General features: G+C 47.2%; 18 protein-coding genes. 8 read left to right on the top strand and 10 right to left on the bottom strand.

From position 1 onward, the window contains the following. Positions 1-355: 355 nt before the first annotated feature. Together GON05_RS05695 and GON05_RS05690 are read right to left on the bottom strand one after the other, a co-directional pair. Positions 356-1495 carry a glycerate kinase gene (locus GON05_RS05695; protein ID WP_181646438.1) on the bottom strand — a complete coding sequence of 380 codons (1140 nt, stop codon included), beginning with the start codon at positions 1493-1495 and terminating at the stop codon, positions 356-358. A 29-nt stretch (positions 1496-1524) separates the two neighbouring features. After that, positions 1525-2409 carry an NAD(P)-dependent oxidoreductase gene (locus tag GON05_RS05690; protein ID WP_181646437.1) on the bottom strand — a complete coding sequence of 295 codons (885 nt, stop codon included), beginning with the start codon at positions 2407-2409 and terminating at the stop codon, positions 1525-1527. A 180-nt stretch (positions 2410-2589) separates the two neighbouring features. Here GON05_RS05690 and GON05_RS05685 point away from each other — a divergent pair, with 180 nt between their 5' ends. From GON05_RS05685 to GON05_RS05675, 3 genes are read left to right on the top strand one after another with little or no spacing between them, the layout of a single operon-like run. Beyond that, positions 2590-2919: a PadR family transcriptional regulator gene (locus GON05_RS05685; RefSeq protein ID WP_181646443.1), complete on the top strand. Its 330-nt coding sequence runs from the start codon at positions 2590-2592 to the stop codon at positions 2917-2919. 17 nt (positions 2920-2936) lie between these two features. Beyond that, positions 2937-3653 (top strand): pentapeptide repeat-containing protein, encoded by a 717-nt coding sequence (locus GON05_RS05680; protein WP_157318229.1) that lies wholly within the window; start codon positions 2937-2939, stop codon positions 3651-3653. Positions 3654-3679: 26 nt separating this feature from the next. After that, entirely contained in the window at positions 3680-5206 is a 1527-nt protein-coding gene (locus GON05_RS05675) for an MDR family MFS transporter (RefSeq protein WP_157318228.1), read from the top strand. A gap of 92 nt (positions 5207-5298) precedes the next feature. Here the strand turns inward: GON05_RS05675 and lacZ are convergent, their stop codons facing one another. Next, positions 5299-8442, bottom strand: a complete 3144-nt coding sequence (gene lacZ, locus GON05_RS05670) for a beta-galactosidase, LacZ type (protein WP_157318227.1) — start codon at positions 8440-8442, stop codon at positions 5299-5301. 134 nt (positions 8443-8576) lie between these two features. Between lacZ and GON05_RS05665 the strand changes: the two genes are divergently transcribed. Continuing rightward, positions 8577-9431 carry an AraC family transcriptional regulator gene (locus GON05_RS05665; protein ID WP_157318226.1) on the top strand — a complete coding sequence of 285 codons (855 nt, stop codon included), beginning with the start codon at positions 8577-8579 and terminating at the stop codon, positions 9429-9431. A 48-nt stretch (positions 9432-9479) separates the two neighbouring features. Here the strand turns inward: GON05_RS05665 and GON05_RS05660 are convergent, their stop codons facing one another. Further along, on the bottom strand, positions 9480-9770 hold the full coding sequence (locus GON05_RS05660) for a hypothetical protein (protein ID WP_127449449.1): 291 nt from the start codon (positions 9768-9770) through the stop codon (positions 9480-9482). A gap of 167 nt (positions 9771-9937) precedes the next feature. Between GON05_RS05660 and GON05_RS05655 the strand changes: the two genes are divergently transcribed. Beyond that, complete coding sequence (locus GON05_RS05655; protein ID WP_157318225.1) at positions 9938-10525, top strand: 50S ribosomal protein L25; 588 nt, start codon at positions 9938-9940, stop codon at positions 10523-10525. 65 nt (positions 10526-10590) lie between these two features. On the opposite strand, the gene GON05_RS05650 is transcribed toward GON05_RS05655, so the two are convergent. Together GON05_RS05650 and GON05_RS05645 are read right to left on the bottom strand one after the other, a co-directional pair. Continuing rightward, positions 10591-10794: a hypothetical protein gene (locus GON05_RS05650; RefSeq protein ID WP_127449445.1), complete on the bottom strand. Its 204-nt coding sequence runs from the start codon at positions 10792-10794 to the stop codon at positions 10591-10593. 61 nt (positions 10795-10855) lie between these two features. Continuing rightward, positions 10856-11044, bottom strand: a complete 189-nt coding sequence (locus GON05_RS05645) for a hypothetical protein (RefSeq protein ID WP_157318224.1) — start codon at positions 11042-11044, stop codon at positions 10856-10858. A gap of 206 nt (positions 11045-11250) precedes the next feature. Between GON05_RS05645 and GON05_RS05640 the strand changes: the two genes are divergently transcribed. The 3 genes from GON05_RS05640 to GON05_RS05630 all read left to right on the top strand — a co-directional run bounded on the left by GON05_RS05640 (position 11251) and on the right by GON05_RS05630 (position 13606). After that, positions 11251-11841 carry a TetR/AcrR family transcriptional regulator gene (locus GON05_RS05640; RefSeq protein WP_157318223.1) on the top strand — a complete coding sequence of 197 codons (591 nt, stop codon included), beginning with the start codon at positions 11251-11253 and terminating at the stop codon, positions 11839-11841. A gap of 14 nt (positions 11842-11855) precedes the next feature. Continuing rightward, positions 11856-12290, top strand: a complete 435-nt coding sequence (locus GON05_RS05635) for a DoxX family protein (RefSeq protein WP_157318222.1) — start codon at positions 11856-11858, stop codon at positions 12288-12290. Positions 12291-12703: 413 nt separating this feature from the next. Further along, a complete protein-coding gene (locus GON05_RS05630; RefSeq protein ID WP_157318221.1) occupies positions 12704-13606 on the top strand; it encodes an AraC family transcriptional regulator in 903 nt (300 codons plus the stop codon). Between the two features lie 69 nt (positions 13607-13675). On the opposite strand, the gene GON05_RS05625 is transcribed toward GON05_RS05630, so the two are convergent. From GON05_RS05625 to GON05_RS05610, 4 genes are all read right to left on the bottom strand, one after another. Continuing rightward, positions 13676-14719 carry a glycoside hydrolase family 88/105 protein gene (locus tag GON05_RS05625; protein ID WP_157318220.1) on the bottom strand — a complete coding sequence of 348 codons (1044 nt, stop codon included), beginning with the start codon at positions 14717-14719 and terminating at the stop codon, positions 13676-13678. A gap of 173 nt (positions 14720-14892) precedes the next feature. Next, positions 14893-15762 (bottom strand): sugar phosphate isomerase/epimerase family protein, encoded by an 870-nt coding sequence (locus GON05_RS05620; protein ID WP_181646436.1) that lies wholly within the window; start codon positions 15760-15762, stop codon positions 14893-14895. 40 nt (positions 15763-15802) lie between these two features. Beyond that, entirely contained in the window at positions 15803-16663 is an 861-nt protein-coding gene (locus tag GON05_RS05615; RefSeq protein WP_157318219.1) for a sugar phosphate isomerase/epimerase family protein, read from the bottom strand. 30 nt (positions 16664-16693) lie between these two features. Beyond that, positions 16694-17752 carry a Gfo/Idh/MocA family protein gene (locus GON05_RS05610; RefSeq protein ID WP_157318251.1) on the bottom strand — a complete coding sequence of 353 codons (1059 nt, stop codon included), beginning with the start codon at positions 17750-17752 and terminating at the stop codon, positions 16694-16696. Between the last annotated feature and the right edge of the window lie 110 nt (positions 17753-17862).

The following is a 17862-nucleotide window of genomic DNA, read 5'->3' as shown; positions in this document are numbered from 1 at the left end:
TTCTCAAAATTAACCTACGTATACGCAAAGTGGCAGTCGGTTTCGTTCATTTTAACTATATTGTCTCTTTCCTGCGATAAACATGCCGTGGCTGCAAAATAAGACCCCACAGTTCCGCTCAACGGGGAAAAAGCTCGTTTTCGGTTTTCCTCTGAATAAGGGACTCCAGTTCCCTCAAATGAGGCCATAGCAGAATTCTCGCTATGGTCATTAAAATTTGTTATTGGCAAGTGAGTGAAGTTAGCTAAATGACGCACAGGTTGACGGTAGGGCACTTGGTTTGCTCACAAAAAAAGCCTGCCAATCTCCGGCGCAACCGCGGGAAGAAAGACAGACTTTTTCAAAAAGTACAAGCTTACATATTCCGAGCAGCCAGATAAGTCCGCATGACATGTTCCGCTTTTTGCGTCAGCAGCTCCTCGGTTCTCTCCATCGCTTCTTGCAAGGACATCGGTCCATTAACAATACTATGGATACTCGTGATGCCATGGTCATAGAGAGCCTCCACGCCGGGTCCGATGGAACCGCTCAATACAAAAACAGGAACGCCAAGTTTCTGCGCCGCTTGAGCAATCCCCATGGGAGCTTTGCCGGAAGCCGTCTGCGCGTCTGTTCGGCCTTCTCCCGTAAACACGAGAGATGCCTCCTGCAAGTGCTGGCTCAGGTTGCTTTTGTCCATGACAATCTCAACGCCACGCTGAACGGTTGACGGGAAAAAAGCTTGGAACGCGCCGCCAAGCCCGCCCGCTGCCCCTGCGCTAGGCAGATGGTGTACGGCTATGCCCGTGTGCGCCTCGATGATATCCGCCCAATGGCGGAGCGCCTCATCGAGCTCTGGCAGCATCTCAGGGGTCGCCCCCTTCTGAGGGCCAAACACATAGGACGCTCCTTGCGGGCCGATGAACGGATTAACCACATCAGAGGCAATCGTAAAACTCGACTCCGCTATTCTAGCATCCCAATTCGCAGCATCTATGCTGCGAATCTTCTTAAGACCTAGCGCACCATGCGGAACAGCTTGTCCTTCCACATCCAGGAGCGCCAACCCCAGCGCTTGAAGCATGCCGCTTCCACCGTCATTGGTTGCGCTGCCACCAAGCGCCAAAATAAACTTACGATACCCATGATCCAAGGCATGTTTGATAAGCTGTCCTGTTCCGTAGGTCGTCGTCAGCCAAGGATTGCGCTCTTCCTCCGAGATCAAATAGAGCCCTGAAGCCGTAGCCATCTCGATGACACAGGTTTCATTGTCTCCAAGAACGCCGTATTCGGCTATCACATTGTCCAACAACGGCCCGCTTACTGAAACGTTGATTTTGGTCCCCTGTGTCGAGCTTATGAGACTGTCTACGGTTCCCTCGCCGCCGTCAGCCATCGGAACAAGCACGTTATCCGATGTCGGTGCAGCCTTCTGAATGCCTTTCGCTATAGCTAGAGCAGCCTCTTTCGCGCTTAAACTGCCCTTAAAAGAATCAGGTGCAATGACAATTTTCACGGTCGTCCCTCTCCCCCGAGCTTTTTCGATCAAAGTTTGCTTATTAGCTTATACAAAGCATGTGTCCCGCTGTCTTCTTCACCACTGGCCGCCAGCTGCTCATACAGCGATTTGGCAAGAGCAAGCCCTGGCAGCTTCGCATTCATTTCTTCAGCCGATTGAAGGGCAATTTTCATATCTTTAATAAAATGTTTGACATAAAAGCCAGGTGCAAAATTGCCGGCGATCATCCGCGGCGCCAAATTGCTTAATGACCAGCTGCCCGCTGCGCCGGATTCAATGCTTTTTAGCACCGTCGCAGGATCTAATCCTGATTTCTCTGCATATACAAGCGCCTCAACCACGCCCATCATATTGCTGGCAATGGCGATTTGGTTGCACATTTTGGTATGCTGGCCCGCTCCCGCTTCCCCTTGATAGACGATGTTCGTGCCAATCTTCTCAAATAACGGCAAAACCGCATCAAACGCATCGCGCGATCCGCCAACCATGATCGACAATCTCGCTTCTTTCGCTCCAACATCTCCGCCTGAAACAGGCGCATCGAGTGAGAATAACCCGCGGGAACGCGCTTCATTTTCAATTTGTTTGGCAAGCTTGGGCGAGGACGTTGTCATATCGATGACATAACTTCCTGGCTTGGCGTTCTGCAGGATACCATTTTCGCCTAAATAAATTTCTTCCACATCACTAGGGAAACCTACCATCGTAATGATGACATCACACTGCTGAGCCAATTGTCCAGGGGAATCCTGCCAATGTGCACCCTGATCAACGAGGTCCTGTGCTTTGGATCTTGTCCGATTGTACAGATGAACTTGATACCCTGCCTTCATAAAATGACCTGCCATGCTTTTACCCATAACACCCGTGCCTACAAGTCCTACTACGGTTTGTGCTGGATTCAATGCCACGCAAAAAACCACCTTTCTAAATAAACACAATTCCAACTGGATACTGCGCAATTTTTCCCAATACTTCTTCTAACTTATCATCCCCGTTCTGTGCGGTCAATGAAAGATGTGTATCCTCCGCAGGACTACATTGACAGATATAGTACTCTTGAATATAATGTAAAACAGGAGGTGAGGATCATCTTTGACTTAAAAATAACGTCTGAGCTTATTCGCGGGCATACCGATAGCATCATTCTTAAGCTTTTAATGTCAGGTGATAAGTATGGCTATGAAATTTCCAAGCTTGTGCAAGTAACTACAGGCGGAGAGTACGAACTCAAGGAAGCTACCATGTACGCCAGCCTCAAACGCCTTGAACAGGAAGAGAACATTACTTCTTATTGGGGAGACGAAACGCAAGGCGGCAGAAGAAAGTATTACAGGATCACCGACAAAGGGCAAGAGACATTTGATACGAACAAGCGGAATTGGGAACATGCAAAAAGCATTCTCGATTTATTCATATAAGAAAGGTGGAATCATCCATGAATACCAAGCTTTCTGCTTATTTGGACGAAGTTTTCTCCAACTACGAGGATTTAAAGCCAATACGGGAGTTAAAAGAAGAGCTTTTTCATGACTTGCAGGAAAGATTCAGCGACTTGCAAAAGGATGGCCTTGATGAAAAAGCCGCTTTTGAGCGGACAATCGCGTCTATTGGCGAAATTTCCGAGCTCATCGGAAGCATCCATGCTAGTACGACGAAGCTGCAGCAAATCGTTGGCATTGATTTTTCGAAACAAAATTTGCAAAAGTCAGATTTGAAAGCTGTTCAAGTCCACGACGGGAAATTTAATTACAGCAACCTGCAGGGCTCTGATTTTAGCCATTCAGATTTAACGAATGCTTCTTTTAAATGCAGCAACTTGGACAATTGCAATTTTGACGGCTCTAATTTGACCCATGCCAAGATTCAAAAGTCCAACCTCAAGGGAGCTACTTTTCGAAATTGCCAATTTAACCATACCGACTTCAGCTCTTCGGAGTTAGCGGGCGTATGTTTGGATAACCTAACTTTTACCGGAACTATTTTTCATTATACTGGGTTAAAAGAAACTTCTTTCCGCAACGCCGTTTTTCAAAACTGTTCGTTTAAAACCGATGTCAAAAAAACAATTTTTGACGGGGCTAAGATGGATAAAGGCACATATGCCGTTTTAAAAGGCTTTAAAGCGAATCTCACGCACGTTACCATCATTTAATGAAGAAAGCGGGGAATACCACCTTCATGTCAACACAAACCAAAAATAAAGGAATAGGCATTGTAATCGCCGGGCTTCTGCTTGGCATTCTGATGGCATCGATGGATAACACCATTGTAGCTACAGCGATGGGTACCATCGTAGGGGAATTAGGCGGCTTGGACAAATTCGTGTGGGTTACTTCCGCCTATATGGTCGCCGAGATGGCCGGCATGCCGATATTCGGGAAATTGTCCGATATGTATGGACGAAAGAAGTTTTTCATCTTCGGGATTATCGTATTTATGCTAGGTTCCATCTTATGTGGAACGGCTAATTCCATTATTGAACTCAGCATTTATCGGGCCATTCAAGGGATTGGCGGCGGTGCGCTGGTGCCGATTGCTTTTACCATCATGTTTGATGCCGTTCCGATTGAAAGCCGCGGTAAACTTGGCGGATTGTTCGGCGCCGTATTCGGTATGTCCAGTATTTTCGGTCCCCTGCTAGGCGCCTATATTACGGATTATGTGAATTGGAAATGGGTTTTCTACATTAACCTGCCGCTAGGTTTGATCGCCTTTATCTTTATCGCTTTCTTTTACCGCGAATCCGTTGAGCATTCGAAGCAAAAAATCGATTGGTGGGGCGCATTGACGCTTGTCGGAGCCATCGTCTCCCTTATGTTCGCGCTTGAATTAGGCGGCAAAACATATGCTTGGAATTCATCGTTTATCCTCGGATTATTGGCACTGTTCGCCGTGTTAACGATCATCTTCATTTTCGTAGAACGCCGCGCTGCCGAGCCGATTATCTCTTTTGCCATGTTCAAAAGCCGGTTGTATGCTTCCAGCAATGCCGTAGCCATTTTTAGCGGCGCCGCTTTTATTACGGCTTCTGTTTATATCCCCATCTTCGTTCAAGGTGTGCTTGGCGGAACAGCGACGAACTCCGGCCTAGTTTTACTGCCCATGATGTTAGGTTCTGTCGTCACTGCAACGGGCGGCGGCTTCTTAATGACAAAAGTGAGCTACCGCAGCATTATGATTCCTACCACTCTTATTTTGGCAGTTGGTGTTGCTCTGCTAACGACGTTATCTCCTGAGTCGCCACGCTGGCTTGTAACGATCTATATGATTATCGTCGGTTTAGGTATCGGGGCTTCCTTCTCGGTATTGAGCAATGCCGCGATTCATCTCTTTGATGCCAGGCAGCGCGGATCGGCCTCTTCTACACTAAATTTCCTTCGTTCCTTAGGAATGACGTTGGGAATCACCGTGTTTGGAATCATCCAAAGCCACGCATTTACTAGAAAGCTGACGGATGCCTTCGCTGGGCAAGGTGAAATGCCTGCCGGTATGGCTACCAGCGACCCACATACCTTGCTCGACCCGGCTAAGCGTTTGGACATTCCAGGTCCTATTTTAGAAAAAATCACCAGTGCGCTATCGTCTTCTATCGTTCTCACATTCGCATGGACAATTGTTCCGGCAGTGATCGCCTTCATTTGTGCGATTGCCATGAGCAAAGAGAAACTTGATCCGACTCAAGAACAAGGCGCAGTATCGCATTAACTACAAAAAGAGGGTGCCCTCATAGCCATCGAAATGGCGAGGTGCCCCCTCTTTTTAATTGCTGTTAACATCCTTGCACAATGGCAGCCCAGTTAGACTCCTTTAAAACTGAACGAGTAAGCATACGTACGATTGGCGAACAACGTGAACTCCGGATGCGTTTTTGCCCCCCAGCTATCATCTCCGCCAACGCCCATCTGCTTGTAATTCACGCGCAGCACTACCTTCTCGCTGACCGGCAGCTTATAAGGATGGTCATGAGCTTCCAATTCCGAAGGCGAATACGGCAGAGCATTCAATTCCACGGTCGGCAGTCCCGTAATACGGAGTCCGCGGCCTGTGTTATCCGTTAATGTCGCCCAACGCACATCCGTTTTGTTTCCGCATTCTTGCGGACGTAGGTACGGAACGAATTGCTCCTGGACGGTTCCGCTGTGCAGGGCAAGCTTCGCTCCTGTCGCGCGATCCCAGTGATTTTCGTGTGGCCCGCGGCCGTACCAGCTTAATTGCTGGAAGGCATGGTCCAACTCGAACATCATGCCGATCTCCGGAATCTCAGGCAGGTTAGCGCCGGGAACTAGCTCCATGCGCACCTCGACCTCCCCATCCTGCGATGCGGTGTACACCAACTTCACTGTTGAAGCCGGCGTTGTAGCAAGCTCATAATAAACATGAACTTCGGCGCGGCCATCCCTGCCAGATTTCGCTTGCAAGGACTGCAGCCTTCTTCCGCTGCCGGCTTCTTGCCATGGTGCGCAACGAATATGATGCTTGTTGCCACGGTCGTTATCCGTGTAGGCGCGCCAGAAATTTGGCGCTGGTCCTGTCAGGAACAACTCAGTTCCCTCGTAGAGATAGGAAGTGATATTGCCACTTGTCGCTTGGAATTGAAGCGAGAAATTGCTTCCTTTCAGCGTAATCGAATCGTTCGTTGAGGCAATTTGCACAGCAACAAGCTCAGATACGGCTGCAGCAGTTTCTGCGTGCGCAACGAAATCAACATGCGCCCACGCTTGTCGGACAGGCAGCAGGAATTGCTCCCATGCGACCTCATGCCCTTTTGACGCCCATAAGGTATCAGCTTCCAATTGAAGACTGATTGTAAGCACGTACTCGTCACTCGGACTGGCTGCTTCGTACGCATCCAATTCGAGTTCAATTGTGGCCGTTTCTCCAGGCTTCACAGTAAATTGACCGCTCTTCGCTTCACCAACAGCAACGCCATTACGCTCGATCGTCCACGTCCAATTGAACTCATTTAGATCCGTGAACAAAAATTGATTCGTCACAGCTACTTGGCCTTTTGCCAAATCAACCGGTGTAATCTTCACATTTTGATAGCACTTTTTAACTTCATAGATTTTCGGTGACGGTGTGCGATCAGCGAAAATTAAACCATTACCGCAGAAATTGCCGTCATTCGGCGTATCCCCGAAATCGCCGCCATAAGCTTGATAAGTCACACCGTCAGGCGTTGTTGTACGGATGGATTGATCGATCCAATCCCATATGAAGCCGCCTTGGAGAACCGGATACTTCTCAAACAGCTCCCAATATTTAAATAAATTGCCGCAGGAATTCCCCATCGCATGGCTGTATTCACATAAAATAAACGGCTTCTTCGGCTTGTTATTCGCGTACTCTTCAATTTTGTCAATCTTGGAGTACATTTGACTTTCGATATCTGAGGCCGCCTCAGAGTCCCGGCAGTGGAAAACCCCTTCGTAGTGAACGATTCTGGAAGGATCCGCCTCACGCAGGAAGTCATGCATTTCAATAAAATTATCCCCGCCCCATGACTCATTCCCGAGCGACCAAATGACAATCGAAGGATGATTTTTATCTCGCTGCATCATAGAATTCGCACGATCCAGTACAGCCCCCGTCCATTCAGGCTTGCTGCCTGGAACCGTGTCTCCCTCTTCCTCTTGGGCATAGCTCCACGATCCGTGCGTTTCCAGATTCGTTTCATCAATGACATATAAGCCATACTCATCACATAGCTCATACCAACGTGCATTGTTCGGATAATGAGAAGTACGCACTGCGTTGATATTAAATCGTTTCATCAGCAAAATATCAGCAATCATGCTATCATTATCGACGCTGCGGCCACGGTCAGTATCAAATTCATGGCGGTTGACGCCTTTAAATACGATGCGCTCACCGTTGATTTTCATCAGCCCATCATGAATTTCGAACTTACGGAAACCTACTTTGCAGCTCTCCGTTTCCAGCAGGCTTCCCTTCTCGTCCTTCAAGCTCAAAACCAGCGTATAGAGGTTAGGTTTTTCTGCGCTCCAAAGTGCCGGATTTTCCACCTTAACGGACAGCTCCACGTCTTGCTTCAGGCTTCCGCTTAGTTCAACTGCCGCGGATAGAGGAGATGACCATAGCGGCTTTTTTTCACTGTCATATAAAACAGCCTCTACAAGGTGCGTTCCTGTGCCAAGGACATCATAGTTCGTAACCTTTGCTTGAATCCGCAGTTCGGCATTCTCAAAAGTTTCGTCCAAGTTTGTCAGCACTTTGAAGTCTGCAATATGTGCGACTGGGGTAGCGTACAGGTAGACATCGCGGAAAATTCCGCTTAGCCGCCAGAAATCCTGATCCTCCAGCCAGCTTGCATCGCTCCACCGATACACTTCAACGGCGAGCTTATTCTCACCCTCAACCAAGTATGGCGTAATATCAAATTCCGCAGGTGTGAAAGAGTCTTGACTAAAACCAACGAAATCCCCGTTTACCCATACATAAAAAGCGGATTCAACACCCTGAAAACTCAAGTATACAGGGTGCTCCGCCCAAGATGCCGGAATCGTAAAGCTCCGGGAGTACGAGCCGACAGGATTATACTTCACAGGCGCATAAGGAGGCTTCACCTCTTCGTGACCTACCCATGGATAGATGATATTCGTATATTGTGGAAAATCAAAACCTTGAAGCTGCCAGTGGGATGGCACCGCAATGTCGGACCAGCCGCTGCAATCGTAGCCGTTCTTATAAAACTCCTGAGGCCGCCCCTCAGCATTCTCTGCAAAATGAAACTTCCACGTTCCATTCAAAGTTTGATAGAAGTCAGAGGCTTCCCGAACTCCTGCAAGCGCTTCGGCTTCCGACCGGTAAGGCATCAACGTTGCATGCGCTTCCAAACGGTTCAATTGAAAAATCTGCGGATTGTTATTCCATTCCGGATAACCGTTCAAAGGCGCTGTGTAGACGTACTTATTAGCCATGGATTAATACCTCACTTTATTGGTGTTGTATAATTATCATCAACGATGTATTTATTGTAACTGACAATAATCTCTTTTAAAATATAAGATACTACGCATGATATATTAAAAAATGAAAGAGATGACTATCTGAAATGGCTATAGACTACAGGAAGTTTTTCGTCATCACCGAAACGGACCGCAAGCTGCCGCTGATCTTGGAAACGGTCGGCTATGAGAGTCAGCAGCTCTATTATAAACGCGAGGACGGTTATCCCTGCTTTCATTGGTTGCAAACGATTGAAGGCGCCGGAGAAATCATCCTCGATAATCAATCCATCAAGCTTGGCGAGAATCAAGGCATGCTGCTCGCCGCGGGCATTCCGCACGAGTACAAAGTTCTCTCCTCCAAATGGTCGACTTGGTATTTAACCTTTGACGGCGCACTCGCTGCCTCTATCGTTTATGCCCTGGAGTTCCCGTTATCCACGCAAATCAGCTGGGGAATAGATACTCCGCTGGCCAACATACACGAATACTTTTACGAAAAATATCGCTATAGCTATGATTTCACGGGAATGAACGGCTCGCTGGAGGTTTATCAATTTCTCACTTTGCTCAAAAAACACGGCAACGTCAACAAAAGCGCCTCCTTCTCGCAGAGCCATGAGCGCTTATTGCCGCTCCTATTTCAATTGGAGCACAACTTTGGTTCCGCCGATGTCGGACTGACCTGGATGTCGAATGAGCTAGGCGTCAGTCCGCAGCACGTCAATACGCTTTTCCGCAAAGCATTTGGCTTATCCCCTTATCAATACCTGCTGCAGCTGCGGCTTCAGAAGTCCAAAGAACTGCTCATTACCGGGCATAACTTGACGATTAAGCAGATCGCGGAAACTACGGGTTTTCTGGATGCTTCGCATTTTATTTCAACTTTTCGGAAGTCCGTAGGTTTAACCCCTGAGGTTTTCAGAAATCAATATCATAAAAATCAAATAGAAAAAGGATAGCTCGAGTCGCCTCGCCTATCCTGATTGTATTCATCACTGATTATAGATTTAATGATTTGGCACAAACTCACTATGAACTTCCATCAATGTTTGCACGAAAATCTCAAAATCATTTTTACTAGAAGAAAATTTGAAATCGGTTACACCAGTGTTAAAATCAATAACCGTGAGCGCCACGCGGTTCAAGGGATACTCTGGAATCGGCTCAGAGGCAAGAGTAATATTTTTGAAAGGGTAAATAGACGTTTCACCGTGTAAACGCAGCACAGTCAGATGATCATCTCTTAACTCCAACGAAATATGTTGATCAGAATCAGTGAAACTTTTCAGTGTACTCATCCTTTATCAATCCTCCTCTTGTCCTCTATTTTACTCTCAAATGGAAAGATAAAGAAGCCCAAAATAAAAAAAAACTTCCTATTTATTTCCTGTTTCACTCCTCACGCTAGCGGGTAAATGAATATAGGGCTGAACGCCGCTCTAACTACGCTACGGAGGTGCCGAACATGAGCACAACGATTTTACTATCTGAACGAACAGGTCCCGTGAAGAAACTGAGAGAACAAGGTCAAGTTCCCGCTGTAGTTTACAGTTCTCGTATGGATTCCGAACATGTCACCGTCCCGGAAAAAGAAATCCGAGCATCCCTGAAACGCAATCCGCATGCCATTTTGAATGTAGCTTTGCCCTCGAAATCAAAGGAATCCGTCATTATCCATCACGTCCAGAAGGATTCTCTGACTGGCCAATTACTGCATGTCGATTTCTTGCAAATTGATATGAAAGAAAAGCTGGATACGACGATTGCCATCCATTTTATTGGAGAAGCCAAAGGCACGAAGGAAGGCGGCATTCTCCAAGTAGAGTCACATGAAGTCATGATACGATGTATGCCTAATAAGCTGCCAGAATCCCTTGCACTTGACATCAGTACACTAAGCATTGGTGAACATCTCACCGTAGCTGATCTTAAAGTACCCAAGAACGTTGAAGTTCTCTCAGATCCTGAGACAGTTCTTGTCACCATACTTGGCACACAAAAATTGGACACGACCCCTGAGGCCGATGCACAATCCGAAGCTGCCACCGAATAAAGGTGTCTATGAAAACAGACTCTGCGCAATAGAAGCGCTAGAGTCTGTTTTTCGTTTCAATAGAGTTAGGCATTGCCATATGCGTGCATCTGGCTGCTCATTACCTTCGAAACGATTGATTTATGTTTTTCGGCCCTAGCTACAATCACTTGCAAACTATTGCGAATTTCTACAGCTTCGTCTAAATATTCCTTATCACCAAATAACTCATAGAGCCTAAGATAATCATTATACTCATCCAACCATTGATCGAAGTAAGAAGATGTCATAATCTATCACTCCCTTAGATCCATGATAGAGTATAAACATTAATTTTTTATTATAAATATATTAATTTTCTTCTTTTTGTTGCAAACCTGTTCCGCAAATGATGAGGATAGCCACAAATAAAAGCACACCGAACGCATCCCACCACATGCTTCCAGCAACGTTAGGAAGACTTCCGATAGCGATAATAAGTACAGGGCATAACCACAGCATTTTTTCTAATATACCACGAATTGCTTTTCGTCTTTGCAAGATGTACGACCCCTATATGCTGCAGTATGTTGTTTAGACCCGACATCGTATACTCTTCGAAGATTAGACAACCTTTCTGTCCGTCCGAGACGCTCAAAAATCAATCCAATTTGTGGAAGTTGATCCTCCGAATTCTCGTCATTTACAAACCGATGGTCGGTATTTATAATGGAGTTATCGCATAAACATGAAAAGGAGTGATTTTATTGAAACAAGAGGAGCGCAGACAGCAAACAACGGGAGTTCTCCTGACATCAACCAAAGAGCTCATCCGGGAAAAAGGGTGTGAGGCGATCACCATGAAGGACATTATGGACCGCTCCGGTTTGTCCAAAGGCGCTATTTTCCATTATGTAAAAAGTAAAGATGAAATCTTCGCCTGGGTGCTGCAGGAACGGTTGGATGCAACCAATGAACGCTTTCAGGCTGTCGTGCAGCAAGGCGGCGCAACGTTCGAAGGACCGATGCAGAAAATCCTTGAAAATCTCCGAGCACTGGACGATGCACAGGAAGTGACCAACAAAGTTTTGATCTATTTGCTCGGTAAAGAAGATCAGCCGGCAGTTGCCGAAACGCTTAAGCTGTACTATGAACGCTCCGTGCAGGTATCTAAGGAATGGATCGTTACCGGCCAATCACACGGAGTTATTCCGGAATCGGTGGATGCCGATAAAACAGCCGATTTGTTTGTTCTTCTTTCTCTCGGATTACGCGTCCGTTCCACAATTCCGATGGTAACTACGGGGTTTCAAATCGAAGATTTCGCCAGTATGATGACACAATTACTGAAAAAATAGAAGGAGGATTTGCAATGATTCCTTTTTATGCTTTGATTGTCTCCTATCTGATATTTTGGGTACTTGGATTGCTTGGTGTATCCCAATTTGAAGGCTGGCATACGCCTATGCAGGGCGCTGTCGCTGTCATGCTGCTGCTAACAGCATCCGCTCATTGGGGAAAAAGACGGCCAGACCTCATCCGCATGGTTCCACCAGCTCTTCCAAGACCTGATTTGATCGTCACCGTCACGGGTTGGTTGGAAATTGCCGCTGCTATCGGCATTTTGTTTCCAGCCACATCCCGTATCGCCTCCATCTGCCTGATGGTGCTGCTCATCGCCATGTTCCCCTCCAATGTGCGGGCGGCCCGCCATAAATTAACGATTGGCGGGGAGCCCACGCCTTCCTTGCCGGTCCGCACGGTTTTGCAGCTTGTTTTTTTGGCTGCTATTTATTTGGCGGGTTGAGTGGCAGCTGCCCCAGTTCCTCTGCAGCTCCCACGCCTCCTGTTCATCGCGTGTCCCAACGATGACAATCATCCAACCCTTCGTATGCGATCCAATGTGACTCAATCGTCTGCTCCACCCAAGTAGCCTCTGCTCAGTAACGGACCTCACAGCCGTTATTTGCACTAAATTGACCATTTCTCAACTCTAACGGACACCAGTGTCGTTATATGGTCAATCCATAGCCAATTTTCACGATATTAGCGTGAATAGCGGCTCTGGCGTCCGTTAGAATTCCGCGGAGCTATATTTTCTACAAATAAGGGCCGCTCGGTCCGTTAGCTGTAATTCAGGAGCTACTAAAAAAAACTTGTCTACAAACAATCCAATCTCGTATAGTAAGTGCAGTTACTGAGAACAAGGAGGCGATCTTCGTGAGCACAACGATTCCTACAACAGTCCGTAATTACGCCATTGACGACTTTACGAATCATTTTCTGGCGAATTATCCTGTGCACTGCGAGCTCCGCAAGTCGCCGCTTCATCAACAGCTGCTGCATGCCCATAATGGTTATGAGTTTTATTTTGTACTCCAAGGGACAGGCTCTTACATTGCCGGTGATCAATTGTATCCCCTGCACGCCGGCACACTGACAGTCATCCAACCAGGTGTCATTCATCGTCCCTATCATGTGCTGGATCAGGATTTCCACAGATATGTCCTTTCCATCGATGAATCTTATATGGAGGGCATTCACGCACTTTGTCAAACGACAGACTTGTCGATCTCCGGATTCTTAAAAGCGATGCACCCCGAGTCAAGCCATCACTTCTTGTCCGTTCAACAGCTGGATCAGCTGCAAATGCTGCTAGCCGAGCTGGAACAAACACTAAAAGACAAGAAGCCGCACTTCGAGCTAATTGTGCTAAAATGCCTGGCAGAATTTTTCCTCTTGCTGCTTGGTTTACATCATGATGCTGCAAGCTCCAATAGGTCGGAAGATCAACAGTTGATCGGTAATGTGCTCTCTTACTTGATTGCTCATTATCAAGAGGATTTGCATGTCGAAGACTTGCTGGAGCTTTTTCCCGTTTCGCGCTCCAGGTTGTTTAACTTGTTCAAAGAAACCACAGGCAGCACGATGAAACAGTTCCTCTCAGACTATCGATTGAATAAGGCAAAACGACTACTGGCAGAAACGCGCCTGCCCGTCACCGAGGTCGCCGCGGCCACGGGGTTCGGCGATATCTCGCATTTTTTTAGCGTGTTCAAAAAAAGCACTGCCCTTACTCCCAAACAGTATCGCAAGGAAACAGTAAGCGGTGCCCGAAATTGAATTTAAATGTACAAATTCAAACAAAACAGCCAGAAAGTCTGAATAGACCTTCTGGCTTATTTACTTACTTTACTCTCCCGAATCCCGGCAAGTATCAGCTAGCAACATGAGCGCAAGTCCTTGCCCATATAAAGTCGGATACTGCGGAATCTCTTGGTATGCTGCAATGCTTTTCATGACCGGAGTACCTCCAGAGACACCAGACACGACGCCATCCTCCGAAATGGAGGAAAGCACTGCGGCCAACGCCCGATCAGCAGCTGACTGATGCCGGTCATTACGTTCGATGAGGCCGATCTCCATCGCTTTTCGAATGCCATAGCCGATCCCCGCACTACCGGATACCTCCCGGTAAAATTCAGGATGATCCATCACTGTGCTCCACAAACCGTCCTCTTGTTGATACGAAATAAGACCGGAGATTAAGCGCTCATAACGTTCTTTAAGTTCAGCAGGAACAGGAATGAGCTGTCCGATCTCCTTCACGATCAATGGAACACCTGCCGCAACCCACGCATTGGCCCGTGTCCACCGTGCAGCGGACATATGATCCGCGGAGTCGCAGTTCCATCCGTGAAACAACACACCGCTGCTCTCATCTTGCAGCACGCTGAGATGAATGAGCACCTGCTGCAGCGCCTCCTCGGCATATTTCGCGCTGCCAACAAGTGACGCAGTCCGAGCCAGGAACAATACGGCCATAAATAGGGTATCTGCCCACACCTGCTCGGAGAATACCGCATTTTCCGTTACCGTATGTTCAAAGGCCATCTCCCTCGTACGAGGCGCCTCCGCGATCATCCACTCCGCAATCCGAACGGCCTCGTCCCGGAACCATACGTCTTCCTCAAGCCGATACAGGGCAGGGAAAATCGCAAACGGGGCAATCGAATTAATCACCTTCGTTCCTTTCGTCTTCTCCTTATTCCGCTCGATCCACTGCTTCAGATAAGACAGAACTTCAGGCTTACCTGTAGCTTCATAATAATCAAGCATCGCGATCAACCCAACGCCCGGCACCCAATCCCAATGCTCAATGTCCATACCCCAATTTCCGGTGTGATCTTGCATCATTTCCTGCCAAACCTTTTGCGCAGTGTTTGATAATGTCAAGAAAATTCAGCTCCTTTTTATATACACAAGCCCATAAGATTAATTGTTTATAGAACCACTTTACCATCTATTAACTCCTAAACACTTGGGCTTCTGTCTTAAAAAAGTGGGGAAAAGTCCAGACCTGCACATAAAAAAAGACCGAGGATAACATCATATCCTCAGTCCCACTTTTAACATTGGTATTTCCGAATAAATGCAATAGCGCTAGCAATATCCTTCTCCGGCTGCTCGCCAACTTCACGTTCAATCGTCAAGTAGCCTTTGTAGCCAATGTCTCGCAGCGTTTGGAAGTAACGCGCAAAATCAACATGCCCTTCGCCCAGCGCTAGCTCGCGGTAATACAACCCGGACGTAGCGTCCTCGGCGATTTGCTCATGGCTCATCGGCTTGTATCCCAGAGAGCCGTACACTTCGCGCGGATCAACCTGGCGCAAGCGAACGCCGTCTTTTACATGCGTATGGACGATATAATCTTTCAGCGTGATAATGCCTTGAACCGGATCATCACCTGTCACCATAACCATATTCGCAGGGTCGAAGTTAACCGAAACTCCGTTGGTAGATAGGGAATCCAGGAAGCTTTTCAAATGCGCTGCAGGTTCTGGACCGGTTTCGATGGCAAAATAAGCGTCCAAGCTTTTGGCATATACCCCTAACTCCTCACAAGCCCGGTGCATCGTCTCATAAATCGGATCGTTGGTTAGCTCAGGTACGACACCGATATGCGTTGTGACCACTTTGGTGCCAAGCTCAACCGCAAGATCCAGAATACGCTTGGATTTTTCGATTTTCTCCGCATTCACAGTAGCATCCTGGAATCCGTGACCGCCTAAATCCCCGCACAATGCTGAGATTTCAAGCCCCAGAGAGGCAATGTAATCTTTCAGCTCCTTGCGTGCTCCGGATGATAAATTCGTTGGGTCCATCTCGCCGGAAACGGCATAAATCTGTACCCCGTCAGCGCCAAGCTCTTTGGCTTTCTTCAAGCCGTCCCGCACGCCAAGCCGGAGACTGTCCACCATGATACCAATTGGATTCATTCGAATTGTCAACACCTTTCAGAAAGCTATGAATGACTGCCTATTCCATATCTTCCCATAGTCTTTTAATATTTTGCAACCCGATCAACGTACCCGTTCTGCACTCTTCCATCCCTTCAAACTCCAAGGAAATGTAACCGTCGTAACCAGAGTCCTTGATAACGCGTAGCACTGCTCTCATATCGATATCTCCGTGTCCTACAATAGCGCCGCGGAGGTAATTCCCCTGCAAAGTCTGGAACCAGCCTTGACCTGGATTTTGATGAGACGGACGCAGATAAAAATCTTTGATATGGACCATTGAGGCAAAGGAAATATTATTTTTCACAGCTGCCACTGAGTTCTCGTCCGCACACATGAAATTGCCCACATCCAGTGTCGTCCGGAAATTCGGACGGTCAACGGCTTGGATTAGCGCTTGAACCCGGTCACTGTGCTGCACAAAATAACCATGATTTTCAACACTTGTCGTAATGCCATAAGTCAGGGCATAGTCAGCAATTTGACGACAAGCTTCGGCCATACGATCCAGCTGATTATTGAAATTAGCAATCGAACGGTCCGCGCTTTGCGCGACATCGTGCCGCATCTTTTTCACGCCGAGTCTCGCCGCGAGATCCACTTCACCTTTTACCCGCTCAATTTCCTGTTGATAAGCTTCTTCTGAATCCGTTAGAAAATTAGCGCCAATCGCGTAATTGGAAATTTCGATCCCACGTGATGCCGCCTTTTCGCGAATGCGATCCGCCAGCTCAAAGTTTCCAGGCAAATCATAACCCAGAGGCACGATTTCAACATGTTCTCCGCCTTGATCCGCAATCCAATCGATGACCGCCATGATGTCCATTTCGCCGGACTTCAGCGCTTGAAATAAACTATACGTACTAACGCCCAATTTCATGTGAGTACCTCCATGCTAGTTTCTACCGGACTATAATTTAATTTCTTGGCCTTTCGCAGCCGATTCATAAATACCGCACAACATTTTCATCATGTTAACGCCGTCTTCAACAGGACTAATTGGGGTACTGCCTGTTTGGCAGCTCTCGATGAAATGATTAATTTCATTTTGGAAAGCCTGCGGTACATTGATCGATTTCGCATCCGTTTGTGGGGACACATTCAGGATCGTATCGTGCATTTCCGTGATAAAAACAAGCTCAGGCTCAATTTCCACGCCACCCTTGTCCCCATAAAGCTTAACGGCGATCTCATCCTTTTTGGCGTGCAGCGTAAAGCTAACATCAACCAGCAACGATGCTCCATTTTCAAAACGAATCAAGGCATTCGCCATGTCTTCAACTGTATTGTGGGCTACATCATAATCAGCCGCTTTGTAAAAGGAAAGATTGCGAACATTCGCACGGTTCCCAAGCTTATTATACGTATTCCCGCTGACGGAAACCGGCTTCGGTCTGCCCATCATATACCAGCATAGGTCGATGACATGCACGCCGATATCAATCAAAGGCCCGCCGCCAGAACGTTCTGAATCCGCAAACCAACCGCCTGGGTTGCCTAAACGGCGAATACAAGACGCTTTTGCATAATAAATTTCACCCAAATTATCATGATCAATGAACGATTTGACCAGTTGGGCATTGGCATCATACCGGCGAACAAAACCTACTTGCAGCGTTTTCCCCGATTCACGTACAGCATCTTGAATACGCAGCGCTTCCTCAACGGTTTTACAAAGCGGCTTTTCTACTAAAACGTGTTTGCCTGCGCGCAAAGCCGCAATACTGATCTCAGCATGCGTATTATTCCATGTACAAATACTAACGGCATCGATCTCTGGATTAGCGAGCAATTCATGATAGTCCGTGTAGATATGCTCTATGTTATATTTTGCTGCTTTATCTTCAGCTCTTTGACGATTAAGATCACACACCGCGTATAAATTAGCGTTGGCCTGTTTCACGTAGGACTCGAAATGCATTTCGGAAATCGAACCTGCTCCAATTACACCAATATTCAACTTGTTCATACTCATAGCAATTTCTTGCCTCCTTGGTTGTCTTATAAACTCAGGATACCACGGTTTTCGCCCAGGTTGAATGTATAGAATGAGCAAGAGCATGGACTATTTGTTCAAAA

It is taken from the genome of Paenibacillus anseongensis (assembly GCF_009757995.1).
Lineage (GTDB): Bacteria > Bacillota > Bacilli > Paenibacillales > NBRC-103111 > Paenibacillus_E > Paenibacillus_E chondroitinus.
Note: the sequence above shows the minus strand (reverse complement) of the source record. Positions and strands in the feature narration are given on the sequence as shown.

Excerpts from the sequence above, each read along its gene's own strand:
- GON05_RS05680 (WP_157318229.1), top strand. The coding sequence starts at position 2,937 with ATGAATACCAAGCTTTCTGCTTATTTGGACGAAGTTTTCTCCAACTAC.
- GON05_RS05675 (WP_157318228.1), top strand. The coding sequence starts at position 3,680 with ATGTCAACACAAACCAAAAATAAAGGAATAGGCATTGTAATCGCCGGG.
- lacZ (WP_157318227.1), bottom strand. The coding sequence starts at position 8,442 with ATGGCTAATAAGTACGTCTACACAGCGCCTTTGAACGGTTATCCGGAA.
- GON05_RS05665 (WP_157318226.1), top strand. The coding sequence starts at position 8,577 with ATGGCTATAGACTACAGGAAGTTTTTCGTCATCACCGAAACGGACCGC.
- GON05_RS05660 (WP_127449449.1), bottom strand. The coding sequence starts at position 9,770 with ATGAGTACACTGAAAAGTTTCACTGATTCTGATCAACATATTTCGTTG.
- GON05_RS05655 (WP_157318225.1), top strand. The coding sequence starts at position 9,938 with ATGAGCACAACGATTTTACTATCTGAACGAACAGGTCCCGTGAAGAAA.
- GON05_RS05650 (WP_127449445.1), bottom strand. The coding sequence starts at position 10,794 with ATGACATCTTCTTACTTCGATCAATGGTTGGATGAGTATAATGATTAT.
- GON05_RS05635 (WP_157318222.1), top strand. The coding sequence starts at position 11,856 with ATGATTCCTTTTTATGCTTTGATTGTCTCCTATCTGATATTTTGGGTA.
- GON05_RS05620 (WP_181646436.1), bottom strand. The coding sequence starts at position 15,762 with ATGAATCCAATTGGTATCATGGTGGACAGTCTCCGGCTTGGCGTGCGG.
- GON05_RS05615 (WP_157318219.1), bottom strand. The coding sequence starts at position 16,663 with ATGAAATTGGGCGTTAGTACGTATAGTTTATTTCAAGCGCTGAAGTCC.
- GON05_RS05610 (WP_157318251.1), bottom strand. The coding sequence starts at position 17,752 with ATGAACAAGTTGAATATTGGTGTAATTGGAGCAGGTTCGATTTCCGAA.